Origin of the sequence: Streptomyces sp. NPDC001292 (assembly GCF_042896465.1) — a bacterium.
Taxonomy (GTDB): Bacteria; Actinomycetota; Actinomycetes; order Streptomycetales; family Streptomycetaceae; genus Streptomyces.
On sequence record NZ_JBIAXG010000004.1, the window covers coordinates 112379 to 125574 of the forward strand.

General features: G+C 70.7%; 10 protein-coding genes. 7 read left to right on the forward strand and 3 right to left on the reverse strand.

Annotation, left to right across the window (positions count from 1 at the left end):
- Positions 1-4: 4 nt before the first annotated feature.
- Positions 5-1069, reverse strand: coding sequence for an acetamidase/formamidase family protein (locus ACFY4A_RS07055; RefSeq protein WP_390828373.1), 1065 nt, complete (start codon positions 1067-1069; stop codon positions 5-7).
- A gap of 328 nt (positions 1070-1397) precedes the next feature.
- Here ACFY4A_RS07055 and ACFY4A_RS07060 point away from each other — a divergent pair, with 328 nt between their 5' ends.
- On the forward strand, positions 1398-3191 hold the full coding sequence (locus tag ACFY4A_RS07060) for an MFS transporter (protein ID WP_390828374.1): 1794 nt from the start codon (positions 1398-1400) through the stop codon (positions 3189-3191).
- Between the two features lie 49 nt (positions 3192-3240).
- Complete coding sequence (locus ACFY4A_RS07065; RefSeq protein WP_390828375.1) at positions 3241-4458, forward strand: MFS transporter; 1218 nt, start codon at positions 3241-3243, stop codon at positions 4456-4458.
- Between the two features lie 60 nt (positions 4459-4518).
- Here the strand turns inward: ACFY4A_RS07065 and ACFY4A_RS07070 are convergent, their stop codons facing one another.
- Entirely contained in the window at positions 4519-6726 is a 2208-nt protein-coding gene (locus ACFY4A_RS07070; RefSeq protein ID WP_390828376.1) for an MFS transporter, read from the reverse strand.
- Positions 6723-7106 carry a helix-turn-helix domain-containing protein gene (locus tag ACFY4A_RS07075; protein WP_390828377.1) on the reverse strand — a complete coding sequence of 128 codons (384 nt, stop codon included), beginning with the start codon at positions 7104-7106 and terminating at the stop codon, positions 6723-6725. Before ACFY4A_RS07075 ends, ACFY4A_RS07070 begins: the two co-directional genes overlap by 4 nt.
- Here ACFY4A_RS07075 and ACFY4A_RS07080 point away from each other — a divergent pair.
- From ACFY4A_RS07080 to ACFY4A_RS07100, 5 genes are all read left to right on the forward strand, one after another.
- Positions 7105-8322, forward strand: a complete 1218-nt coding sequence (locus ACFY4A_RS07080) for a helix-turn-helix transcriptional regulator (protein ID WP_390828378.1) — start codon at positions 7105-7107, stop codon at positions 8320-8322. The genes ACFY4A_RS07075 and ACFY4A_RS07080 overlap by 2 nt on opposite strands.
- 161 nt (positions 8323-8483) lie before the next feature.
- Entirely contained in the window at positions 8484-11183 is a 2700-nt protein-coding gene (locus tag ACFY4A_RS07085; RefSeq protein WP_390828379.1) for a M4 family metallopeptidase, read from the forward strand.
- Between the two features lie 258 nt (positions 11184-11441).
- The gene (locus ACFY4A_RS07090) at positions 11442-12086 is read left to right on the forward strand and encodes a DUF6174 domain-containing protein (RefSeq protein WP_390828380.1); all 645 of its coding nucleotides are present in this window, start codon (positions 11442-11444) and stop codon (positions 12084-12086) included.
- A gap of 130 nt (positions 12087-12216) precedes the next feature.
- A complete protein-coding gene (locus ACFY4A_RS07095) occupies positions 12217-12435 on the forward strand; it encodes a hypothetical protein (protein ID WP_390828381.1) in 219 nt (72 codons plus the stop codon).
- Between the two features lie 90 nt (positions 12436-12525).
- The gene (locus tag ACFY4A_RS07100; RefSeq protein WP_390828382.1) at positions 12526-13146 is read left to right on the forward strand and encodes a hypothetical protein; all 621 of its coding nucleotides are present in this window, start codon (positions 12526-12528) and stop codon (positions 13144-13146) included.
- The last annotated feature ends 50 nt before the right edge of the window (positions 13147-13196 follow it).

The following is a 13196-nucleotide window of genomic DNA, read 5'->3' on the forward strand; positions in this document are numbered from 1 at the left end:
ACGCTCAGCGCATCTCACGGATGACGTTCTTGCTCAGCACGAAGTGCGCACCCTTCACGCCGTTGACCACCTGCGTCACCCTCAGGTCACCGGCCACGCTGAGCAGGGAGTAGGACTCCCGCTGGGACAGCCCCCACCGGCGCCCCATCTCGTAGATGGTCTCCGCGGCGGCGATGCGGACCGCTTCGTCGAGGTTCTCGTGGAAGCCGTGCACCATCACCTCCGTGTCCGTCTCCAGCAGCGGTGTGCGGATGCGCAGGTTCTTGTGCAGGACGAACTGGAGCATCACGTTCAGATGCCCCTCGATCGCGGTACCGGATATCTCGCCGTCACCTTCGGCGAAGTGGGTGTCGCCGGCCCAGAACAGCGCCGACGGAACCTGGACGGGGTAGAACATGCGCGTCCCCGGAACGAAGCTGCGGTTGTCGACATTGCCGCCGAACTCTCCCGGTGGCACCGTGTGGATCCGGCCGCTCTGGGCCAGCGCCACCCCTGCGGTACCCATGTGGGGGCGCAACGGAACGCTGACGCCGCGCAGCACGGATTGGCGGGCGACGGTGTGCGGCTCGATGAGCGTGCCGGGGTACGGCGGCTCGTCGGCGTAGGGGTAGGCGTACTGGAACAGGCCCTTGGCGGTGCCCTGTTGCCAGTCGGCCTCGTAGACCACGACGTGTTGGTGGGACTCCAGATCGGTGGCCGTAGCGTGGCCTAGCGGGGCGCGCACCGGTCCGTACAGCAGTCCCCAGTTGGCCTGGAAGTTGACGCCGTAGGGCAGGCGCGGCTCGGCCTGAAGGAAACGGCACTCCAGGACGTCTCCGGGCTCGGCGCCGGTGACGGCGATGGGTCCGGTGACGATGTGCGGCCCAGGGCCCCGGTCGTTCTTGTCGATCTTCTCGTAGACCGCTCGAACACCGTCGTCCATCATGAGGTCGGGTGCCTCGCCGGCGTGGTGGGTCAGGCACTCCATCGCCACGACGTCGCCGGACCGGATCGTCAGCGCCGGTTCAAGTGCGTTGTCGAAGTAGCCCCATTGGCAGGTCTCGGGGGTGGCGGTCAGCTTGTGGTACACGCAGGTCTCCCGTCATCCGGTGGTGTGGCACTCGTACGAGGAAACTGGTGTTGCTGCCTGCTGGCCGCCGTCCGTACCAGGACGGCGGGGGACACCCTCGCGTTGGCGAGGTGTCGATCTCGGCAGTATTGCATACGATATGCTGTAGACCAAAGGGGGTCGCGGAGAGCTGCGTGGGTGCAAAGTCAAACGTCACGGCTCTCGCGGGCGCGGCCGCTTGGTATACCATTTGTCGCATGACTGTGACTGTGACTGTGACGAACGTGCGCCCAGCAACTCATGGGCGGCGGTCGCTCCGGCGGGGTCGGCGCCGCTGCCGTGGCGGGAGATGGTGGACCGCGGTATCGGGTTGGGGCTGGGGACCGACGGTATCCGTGACCTGTGGTCTCCGTTCGGCGACGGCGACATGCTGCGCATCGCGCTCGGCTTCGCCCGCCTGCACGGCATGCGCACCGACGACGACCTGACGACCGCGGTCCACCTGGCCCCGGCGGACGCGAAGCGCTTCGTGCACCGCGAGGACCATGGACTCGTGGCGGGCGCCCGGGACGACCTGGTGCTCATCGAGGCGGAGGCCGTCGCCGACGCGCTGGTGCGTGCCCCTGAGCGCAAGCTCGTCATCTGCGGTGGCGAGGCCGTCGCCCGCGACGGGCACGTCCTGCTCCGAACCCTTCCCGCACACATCCTCACCCGAGAGGTTCTCCAGGTGCCGTCGGCGTCAGACGCCTCCAGTCACAGGCCGGGCCTGCGCGGCGCGCTGGCCTCCCTGCGGGGGAACCGGCCCTTCCAGTGGCTGTGGCTCTCCAACGTGTTCTTCTTCGGCGGAGTGTGGACCCAGACCCTGGTGCTCGGCTGGCTCGCGTTCGAGCTGACGCACTCGGAGTTCCTCGTCGCGGTGTTCACCGCCGCCCGCCTGGCGCCGATGTTCCTCGGCCCGGTGGCTGGCGCGTTCGCCGACCGGCACAACCGCGTCCGGCTGCTCGTCGTCGCCTGCGCCTGGGCCACGGGCGCGGGCACCGTGGTGGCGGCTCTGGCCACGGCGGACCTGCTGCCGTACTGGGTCCTGGTCGTCGGCGGGCTGGCCATCGGCCTCGCCCAGTCACCGTCGCAGCCGGCCCGGGCCTCGGTGGTGCTCGAACTCGTGGGGCAGGAGAAACTCTCCAACGCCAACGCGCTCAACGCCATGGCGATGAACATGACGCAGGTGATCGGCCCGGGCCTCGGCGGAGCCATGATCGCGGCGATGGGCGCTCCGGCCGCGCTGTGGGTCTCGACCGCCTGGTACGGGGCCTCACTCGTGCTGCTCCTGCCCCTGCGCGGGTCCGGGAAGGTCGTCCACGACCAGGCGCAGTCGGTCCGTGCGATGGTCGTCGGCGGACTGCGGATCATCGCGCGCGGCCGGCTCGCGGTGGCGGTGCTCATCGTCACCCTGGCGGCGAACACCCTGTTGTGGCCGGTGTATCAGGCCTTCATGCCGGTCTTCGCCGAGGTGTCGGCCCCGGCGACGAGCCGCTCGCACCGCGCCGCCACCGGCGAGGAAGCGACCGCACAGCTCCTTGAAGCGGTGGCGGACGACAACCCGGGCGCCGCGGCCAAGGCCATCAGGGCGGACGCGAACCTCGAAGCGCGCAACGACCAGGGACAGACCCCGCTCGTCATGGCCACCAAGGCCAATCACGTCAAGATGGCACGCCTGCTGCTGGAGTCCGGCGCGGATCCCAACGCGAAGGACAAGATCCAGGACTCCGCCTTCCTGTACGCCGGCGCGGAGGGACTCAACGAGATCCTCGAACTCACCCTCGAGCACGGCGCCGACGTGCGCAGCACCAATCGTTATGGCGGGACCGCCCTGATTCCCGCCAGCGAACACGGACACGTCGTGACCGTCCGGATCCTGCTGGCGGCCGGCGTGCCCGTCCACGTCAACAACCTGTCGTGGACCGCCCTGCACGAAGCGATCGTGCTCGGAAACGGCTCCCAGGACCACGTCACGGTCGTCAGGCTGCTCCTCGCGGCGGGCGCCGACCCGACGATCCCCGACAAACACGGAGTCTTGCCCCGCGACCTCGCGGCACGGCGCGGCTACCAGGAGATCGTCAAGGAGATCGACCGGGCATCCTGACAAGGGGAGGCAGCGTGAACGGCAGTACGAACGGCCTACCATCTAGCCAATGTTGAAGCAACAAGGTGACGGGCTCGCCTGCCGGGAAGCCGTACCGGTGTGGCGCGTGCCGGGGATGCGACCGCTGCTGGCCTCGACAGCGCTGGGCTTCGGCGGCCTGTCGTTGCTGATGCCGGTCGCGCCCCTGTGGGCACTCGAGGGCGGGGCGGACGAACTGGGCGCGGGCCTGGTCAACACCGTGCTGATGCTCTTCACGGTGATCGCCCAGCTGCTGGTCGGCAGGATCCTCGGACGTCTTGGCTGGCAGAGGTCACTGGCCCTCGGCTCGTGCCTGCTCGGACTCCCCGCCCTGGGGCATCTGGCCACCAGCCAGGCGGGAGCCGTCATGGCCCTCGCGGCGGTGCGGGGCCTCGGGTTCGGGATCCTCACCGTGTGCGGTGCCACCGGAGTGGCCGCGCTCGTCGAACCCGCCCGCCGCGGCCGGGCGGTCGGCGCCTACGGGCTCGCCATCGCGGCCCCTCAGTGCCTGCTCATCCCGATCGCGCCCTGGCTGGCCGAACGCGTCGGATTCTGGCTGGTGTTCACCTGCGCGGCCGTGCCCTTGCTCGCGATCCCGCTGGCACCGCGAGTGGCACATGCCCTGCACGACAGGGGCGACATATCCACCGCGCCCGCTGAAGCACAGGACACGAGCCGACTCCGCCGCGTCCTGGTCGGTCCGATCGCCGCGCTGCTCGCCATCACCGCGGCCGGCGGCGCCATCCTCACCTTCACCCCCCGCCTGCTGTCCGACCCGGTCGCCGTCTACCTCGCGCTCCTGGCGTTCACCGCGACGGCGGCGCTGTGCCGATGGGGGTTCGGACACGTCGCGGACCGCAGGGGCGCCGCCCCGGCGATCGCCCCGCTGCTGCTCGCAGGCGCTGCCGGGCTCGCCGTGATCGGCGCGGGTACGGCGCGTGGGTCCGGTGCGGCCGGGCCGGTCATGGTCGTGGCCGGCATGCTCGTCGTGGGCGTCGCCTACGGCGGCCTGCAGAACCTGACCCTGGTGCAGGCCTTCGCCGCCGCCGGCGAGCGGGCCCGCTCCTCCGTCAGCGTCGCCTGGAACGTCGGCTTCGACGCCGGCACCGGGCTCGGTGCCTTCGCCGCAGGAGCGGTCGTCACCGCGAGTTCCTACATGGCCGCGTACGCGGTTCTCGCCGCCGCCACCGCTCTCGTGGGTGCCTGCTGGGCGGGCGCGCGGTGGTGGAACCGCGACGCGGCAGGGTGAGCCGCGTCGCGAACTTCTCGACCACCGTCACGCAGTGGGGACCCGCGGCCGCGCGCGCCCTCACGCAGCGGGAACCTCGGTCCGCGCGCCCGGCCTCGTGCGGCGGGGCGACCTCGCGCCCGCCAGTGCGGCCGTCGCGGCGGCCGCCAGCAGCAGCGCGGCCAGGGGAACCCAGATCGCCGTGGTGAAGCCGTGCACGGCGGCGGCCCGCGTGCCTCCGTGAAACGCCGCGGTCGCACTGGCGGCCACGGTGTTGAAGGCTGCCGAGCCGATGGAACCTCCCATCTGCTGCGCGGAGTTCACCGAGGCCGAGGCGATCCCCGAGTCCTGGGCCGGCACGTCGGCGGTGGCGCTGGTCATGATGGCGAGGAAGCTGCCGCCGTTGCCGACGCTGAACGTGACCAGCGCGGGGAGGACGTTCGCGGCGTAGCTGGAGTCTGGGGTCAGCAGCGTGAACTGGAACAGCCCGCAGGCGGCGAGGGAGAGGCCCGCCGTCATCATGACGCGGGGACCGAGCCTGGGCAGCAGGCGCGTGCCGAGCTGAGTGGCGGTCGCGGTGGTGAGGACACTGATGGGCAGGAAGCCCAGTCCGCTCGCCACCGCGGACCAGCCCAGTACGGTCTGCAGGTAGTAGGTGAGGAACAGCGAGACGGACAGCTGCGCCATCATCAGGGCGCCCCCGGCCAGCAGAGCGGCGATACGGCGACGGTCGCGCAGCAGCCGCGGCGGCAGCAGCGGGGTGGCGGCACGGGTCTGCCACCAGGCGAACGCCACGAGCAGCGCCATCCCTCCGGCCAGCGCCCCGAGCACGGACGGCGAGGTCCAGCCCTGGGCCTCGGCCCGGCTGCAGCCGTACACCACGGTCGTCAGACCGCCACAGCCCAGCACGGCCCCGGCGACATCGACGCGCCCGGACGGGCGCCGCGCCCGCTCGCGGGGTGTCCATATGCTGCCGAGCAGCGCCAGTAGGGCGATGGGCACGTTGACCAGCAGGCACCAGCGCCAGCCTGCCCACTGGGTCAGCAGCCCGCCCAGCACCACTCCGAGAGAGCCGCCGGCGCCGCCGAGAGCACCGAAGACGGCAATGGCCTTTCGACGCTCACGCGGGTCGGTGAAGGTGGTGGCGACCAGGGCGAGCGCCGAGGCGGCGAGGAGAGCCGCGAAGGCGCCCTGCACGGCCCGAGCGGCGAAGAGGACCTGAGCGGTGGGCGCCACGCCTCCGGCGGCCGAGGCCACCGCGAAGCCCAGCAGCCCCGACATGAACACCCGCTTGCGCCCCGTGTGGTCGGCGATACGCCCGGCGAGCAGGAGCAGCCCACCGAACGCGACGGTGTACGAGGTGACCACCCACGGCCGATCCCCGTCCGCCATCCCCAACTGCGTCTGCATGGAGGGCAACGCCACGTTCACGATGGTGCTGTCCAGCAGGATCATCAACTGCGCCAGCCCGAGGACGCACAGCGCCCACCAGCGACGGGAGTCGGGAAGCCGTGGTTGAGGGACGGAGGTCGAGATCGGTGCAGAGTGCATGCTTTTCTGTATACCAAAAAAGCAGAATGGGATACCAACCACCAGGGGATCCTGCACGATGCCGGACTGACGGTGGCGCCGGTGCCTACGAGTCGATCGTGGACACCCCGGGCGATGGACGCGGTCGCGTAAGAAGCAGCCGGATCCGGGCGGCAGGTCGCGCAGCAGGTTTGCCACGGCGGCCTGGGCGGAGGCGTCCAGAGCCGACACCGGCTCGTCCGCGACGATCATCTTCGGGCGGGAGGCGAGCGCACGGGCGATCGCCGCACGCTGCCGCTGACCACCGGAGAACTCGTGCGGGTACTTCTCCGCCGCCCCGTCCGGCAGGCCGACCCGCCGCAGTGCCTCGGCGGCCTCGCGGACGGCCCGCGGGTCGCGGCGCGCGCGCTTCACGCCGTGCGCCCGGTCGCGGGCGACCACGACGTCCTCGATCTGCACGCCGACGGTGCGGCGCGGGTTGAGCGAGGCGTTCGGGTCCTGGAACACCATCTGGAGCGGCAGCAGGCCGGGGTCGCGGCGGCGCCCCACCGCGCCGACCGCCGTGCCGTCGAAGGAGACCGAACCGGAGCGCGTCGGGACCAGCCCGGTGACGGTGCGTGCCAGGGTGGACTTGCCACAGCCGGACTCGCCGACGATGCCGACGATCTCGCCGGGGGCGACCTCCAGGCTCACCCCGGCCAGGGCGCGCATCGGGGGCAGGCCCTTGCGCTCCGACACCGCCTCCGGACGGGTGCTCACTGCCTGGGCGCTGCCGCACGATCTGGCCGCGCTGCGCGAGGCGGGTGTGCCCACCGCCCGTCGAGGACGGCGAGCGACACCGTCTCGTCGACCAGGCCGGCCAGTTCCTCCATCACGGCGGTGGCGCGGTGGCCGAGCCCGGCCTGCGCGAACGCCGCCTCGGAGAGCCGGGAGACGCGGAGACTGAGCCGGTAGGTCCCGTTCTCGGTCTGCTCGGCCCAGCCGCCGGCGCACAGGGTCACCAACTGCCGGTGCACATAGCCCCGGCTGCCCCCGGTGCGGCGGGCCAGCTCGGACACCCCCACGCCGCGCGGTTCGTCGGCCAGGGCGGCGAGCACCTCCAGCGTCTTGAGCGACGAGGTGAAAATCTGGGTACCCATGCTTCGTCTCCTATCCACGCAGGATGTTCGCTGTTGTCGCCGGCGGGACGCCGGCCGCGGCGCAGCGCCCTCGCTCGACGAGTTCCGGGAACGCCCCGACGAGGGCTGGGTGTTGAGAACCGACCACATACATCCGCCGGACGGTGCCTTTTCCGTACCGGCCCCCACGGACGCGTCCCTGCTCACCCTGCTCGGTCTGAGCCCCCAGGAGAGCGCCGTCTACCGGCTCCTCGTCGACCGGCCCGACAGCGATCCCGCCGCGCTGGCGGGCCTGTCGACGGGGCCGGCCGCCGAGGTGGGGCGCGCCCTCGACGTCCTGGTCGAACGCGGCCTCGCCAACGCCGCCCGCACCGACGGGAGCGCCCCGCGCTACCGTGCCGCATCGCCGATGCTCGCCCTCGGCCCGCTCCTCGAATCCCGCCGCACCGCCCTGCACCGCGTCGAATCCCTGGTCGCCGACCTCGCCGAGCGGCACCGCTCCGCCCAGGCCCACGCCGCGGGCGCGCCGATCGAGGTGCTGTCGGGTGCCGCGGCGATCCGGCGCAGGCTGCTGCTGATGCAAAGTCAGGCCGTCGGCGAGGTGTGCACCATGCTGCCGCTGCGGCGGGTGCCCGCGGTGCTCACCTTCGAGGAGAACCACGACGAGGTCGAGCGCGAGATGGCCCGGCGCGGGGTCGTCATGCGCGGCGTCATCGAGCGCGATTGGCTCGAACGACCCGAAACGGTTTCGGCGTTGGCCTCCTACGTGGCCGAGGGCCAGCACATCGTCGTCGCCGACAAGGTGCCCGTCAAGCTGGTCATCGTCGACCGGCGCATCGCCCTGCTGCCCCTCGACCCGGAGCGCGAGGGCGAACCCGTGGCGCTCGTCGTGCACCGCACCGGGCTGCTCACCGCGCTCGGTTCGCTCTTCGACGAGTACTTCGAGAAGGGCTGGCGGCTGCACGCCTCCGGCACAGGACCCGGCCCGGACGGTCTCGTCGAGGCCCGACTCGACGGCGTCGACCGGCAGATCGTCGCCCTGCTGCACGTGGGCCTCACCGACGCGGCCATCGCCCGCCAGCTCGGCATGGGCCACCGCACCGTCCAACGCCGCCTGCGCGCCCTCATGGTGGAGGTCGGCGCCGCCACCCGCTTCCAACTGGGCTGGCACGCCGCCCGGTCCGGCTGGCTGGACGACGAGACACCCGCGAATCCACCGGAATCCCACCACGGTTGAGGCGCATTTGCGCCACGGCACATTTGCGTCGGGGCTGATCCCTTGTACGGGGAACGGGCCGTACCGAACCATCGAGCTCACCGAACGCGTGGGACCGTGCATCCCGCGTACAGGTGCGATTTCACGTATCCGTGCAAAATGGAGAGGTTCCCGTGTTCCCCATGAGGACAAGAGGTCTCCGCCGGGCGCTGGCCACCGCAGTGGTCGTCGCGGCCACCGGAGCGTCGCTGCTGGTCTCACCGGCCTGGGCCGAGGACGAGGTACCGCGGCCCGCGAAGGTCACCGCCGACCAGGCGCCGGTCGCGCCGGCCATGACCGAGGGCCTGGACGAGGCCACCCGCAAGGGGACTCCCGTCGAGGCGGCCCGCGCGCACCTCGAGGCCCATCAGGACAAGTACAGGGTCCCGGTTTCCGACTTGCAGACCTTGAAGACCACCAAGGTCGGCAAGCAGTCCACGGTCCGCTTCCGGCAGAAGCACCACGGGGTGCCGGTCTTCGGCGCCGAGTACGCGGTGCAGACCGAGCCGGCCGACGGCGGCCAGAAGGTCCTTTCCGCCACCGGCACGCTGTACACCGACCTCTCCGTCTCCACCACCCCGAAGGTCGCCGAGGCCGCCGCCAGGCAGCGGATGTTCTCGCTGGACGCGCGCCTGGGCGCCGTCGAGGGCGTCAAGACCGCCGAGCACGGCCTCGTCGTCCTGCCCAACTCCCATGGCGGCACGCTGACCTGGCACTTCACGGTGACCGGCGCCAGGGCTGACGGCAGCCCGGTGCGCCAGGAGGTGTACGTCGACGCGAACGTCGGCGGTATCGCCCTGTCGTACAACAACATCGACGCGGCCGACGCCGCGCCCGTGGCGGCGACGGGCGTGCGCGTGGACGGCAGCGAGGTGCAGCTGAACGCCAGCCAGGAGGCGGACGGCTCGTACACCCTGGCCGACTCCACCCGCGACATGTACGCGCGCACCGGCGGCCAGATACGCACCTACGACGCGCAGCGCAAGAGCTACCTGCTCGTCGCGGGCGGCCCGGTCACCGACGACGTCCCGCTGGCGGCCTCCATGACCGACCACTTCGACGGTGCGAACACCACCTCCGGCGCGGTCGACGCCCACATCAACGCAGCGAAGGTCTACGAGTACTACAAGGGCCAGCTCGGCCGTGACGGCATCGACGGCAAGGGCAGCTCCGTCTACTCCGTCGTCAACGTCGCCAGCAACGGCAAGGACTACGCCAACGCCTTCTGGGACGGCTCGAAGATGGTCTACGGCCACATGAACGGCGTACCGCTGTCCGTGGGCCTGGACGTCGTCGGCCACGAGATGACGCACGGCGTCACCGAGCACGCCGCCGGACTCGTCTACCTCAACCAGTCGGGCGCCCTCAACGAGGCCATCTCCGACTACTTCGGCAACGCCATGGAGACCGCCGACAAGGGCATCGCCATGAGCGACCCCACGTCCGGCCTCGTCGGCGAGTACCTCTGCAACGGCACCAAGCCGCTCGAGGACTGCGCCCTGCGCGACCTGAACGACGGCCGCAACGCGCAGAAGGACTACCTGCCCATCACGCTCGACATCGACAACGGCGGAGTCCACTACAACTCCACCATCGTCGGCGGCGCGCTGTGGGACATGCGCAAGAACATCGACGCCAAGCTCGCGGACCAGATCGTCTACCGGGCCGCGCAGAACTACCTCACCCCACTGTCCGGCTTCACGGACATGCGCAACGCGGTCACCCTCGCCGCGAAGTCCATGAAGGTCTCCACGGCCGACCTCGCCGCGATCGAGAAGGCCTTCGACGCCCACGGCATCGAGCAGGGCTGGGAGCGCAAGGGCGGCACGCACGACGGCACCACCATCGGCGCCGACGTCCTGCCCGCCTACGAGGTCTACGGCGGCGTCGACGAGCAGGCCGCCCAGATCAACGGCGACGTCTACGCCATCAGCCACGGCGACGCCATCGCCTGGGACCAGGGCGGCGCCGCGTTCGGCATCACCGTGGGCCGCTTCTCCAAGTACCCGCAGCACGAGCTGGCCCAGAAGGACGCCTACCTGCTCGACCCGTCCGTCGACAGCGACCGCGTCGTCTTCACCCGGATCGCCGCCGACGGCGTGGGCATCTACCAGGCCGGCGACAAGGGCCAGGGCGAGATCAAGAAGCTGGTCGACGAGCCGGGCGTGGACGAGACCGAGCCGGTCACCGAGAACGGCGCCGTCGCCTACATCCGCACCACCCCTGAGGGCGAGCAGGACGTCGTGCTCCGCAAGGCCGACGGCACCACGGTCAACCTGACGCCCGAGCCCGGCACCCAGGCGTCCCACCTCGCCATGAAGAACGGCACCATCGCCTGGGCCGGCGGTGACGGCACGTACCTCTACATCCACGACAGCGCCACCGGCACCACGCAGAACAAGCGGATCGGCGGCTTCCTGTTCAACTACATCTCGGACATCCAGCTCACCTCCGACCGCGTCTTCTACCGCATCACGGGCGGCTTCCTGATCCCGAGCACCACGCTGGGCTCGACGCCGGTCAACGACGTCAACCAGATGGCCAACCTGCGCTACCCGTCGAGCCTCTACGTCGCCCAGTTCTCCGTGAACGACAACTACCTGGCGTACTCGACGTACAGCATCTGGGGCGCCCTCGGCTCCTGGGACGGTCCCACCAAGGTGAAGGTCGCCAAGACCTCCGACGTGCTGGCCGGTCTGAACAACTTCAGCCGCGTCTCCTGCTCCTCCGGCTCGCAGTTGGCCCCGTCCCTCGGTGACGGCCAGCGCGTCGTCTGGCTGGACACCACCGCCGCCGCGACGGACGTCGTGACGCGCGAGACGTTCGCGAACACCTGCGCCTAGCCCCGACGGCAGAACGGCACTGAGGGCGGCCACCGGTTCGACCGGTGGCCGCCCGCGTCGTGCCGATCGAACGGTTGTGCAGGCGCCCGATGTTGCCGCGTCGGCCCGTGCGCGTGGGTCGGCCCAGGACGACTCCGACCAGGACGAGCACCAGCCCGCACGGTTTCCGGGCCGTCAGCACTTCTCCGACGCCCGCTGTGCCGAGCAGCACGCCGGTGACGGGGTTGAGCAGTCCGATCAGTCCCACTGTTCCCGCGCATGCTGTCGCACCTGGTCACGGCCGACTCCGGGCTGTCGATCAACGGCGTCGCCCCGCACGACATCCAGTACGAGGTATTCGGCCCCGACCTGTGGCAGTCGGACCTGGACCGACCGGGCCCGGCCGGGAACCGAATCAACGGTGACACCGTCGAAGGGCCGACTGAGCTACCGAAAGGCCCTTTCATGAGGAGAACCCGCACCCAGCTGCTCGTCGCATCCGCTGGGCTCGCCCTCGCCGCGGTCGGCTGCGAGGCAGGGTCCGCACGGACCGCCGAAGGGGCTGCTCAGGTAAAGCCGGCCCAATGGCCCGAGCCGGACCGCTACTCCTTCAGGCTTCTCTCCGAGTCCGGAGAACGGGGCGGCCTCGGGGAGTACCGGGTCACGGTGGTGAACGGGAAGGTCGTCAAAGCGACCGGCCTCGACGAGTCGGCCCGGCGCACCGTCGGGGACAATCCACAGCATGTCCCGACACTGGGCGGTCTCCTCACCATGGTTCAGGAGGCACGTGCGGACCACGCCGACGTAGCGAATGCGGTATTCGCCGCAGACGGCCACCCCACAGAGATCCACATCGACTGGCAGAAGAACGCCATCGACGACGAGGCCGACTACTTCATCACCGAATACCGCGAACTCCCCTGACCATGTGTGCTCAGAACAGGCAGGTTTGCCGCGTACTCGCCACTGGTCGGCAACGGCGACGGCGACCTGGGGTACTGGCTGCACCCTGCCGCCGCCGGCCAGGGCATCGCCAGGAGAAGCGACGGCAGCCATGGTGACCGAGATGTTCGCCCTGCCGGACGTGGAGTGCCTGGAAAGCACGCACGATCTGGCCAACACCTCCAGTGGCGTCATTCCGCGCCGGTTGGGGTTCACCGAAGTCCGGCGTGAGCAGGCAACACCACCCGCAGCACCCTCCGGCTGCGGCATCGACGTGGTCTGGCGCCTGAACCGCCCCACACCGCCCATCAACGGCACTCCCGCTCCTTGAACATCGGGGACCGACCGCTCTCAGCTGAGCGCGATGGTGTCCATGTCCCCAGCCTGCGTGCCGGATGAGGCGGGCGCCATCGTCGCCCGCATGCCTGGAGGCCGCGACGACGGTCGCTGCGGCCGCCCGGGGGACGGCCTCGATCTGCTGGTGAGCATCTCGCAGATGACGGACTCGCGGATGGACCTCACCAGCGATGCCGATTCCCACCAGCAGCGGCTGCACCGGCTGGCCGAGCACGTGCTCGACTGGTCGGGGGTGCCGGTCGTCCATGCCCGGCCCACGGTGCGCATGGAGAATCCGCTCTTCGCCCGGGTCGCCGTCGCCTCGATCCTGCGGGACGGCACGATCCGCCTCCCGTTCGGCTCCGCCCGGACCTCCCCGGTCGCCGCAGCCGATGTGGCGGAGGTCATCGCACGCCTCCTGCTCGACCCGGCTCCGCCGTCCGGCCGGGTCCATGAGCCGACCGGGTCGCGCTCCCGTGATGTGGCGGCGATCGCGGCCGAGTTCTCCACTGCCCTGGGCCGTCCCGTGACCTGTCACCGGGCCCTTCGTGCGCTCGTGCCTCCGCCGCATCACCATCTGAAACGACCGCTGAGGGATCAAGGCCCAAGTGGCCCCGCCGGCATGGCAGCGGCTCCCTGCGCGCAGGCAACCGCCGTCCCGGCGTCTCGGCTCGCACGCAACACACGTACCGTCCGGCACCGTTGACCGTCCCGCGCAGGGAACCTACTCTGAGCGGCGCAACTCAGTAAGCGCTT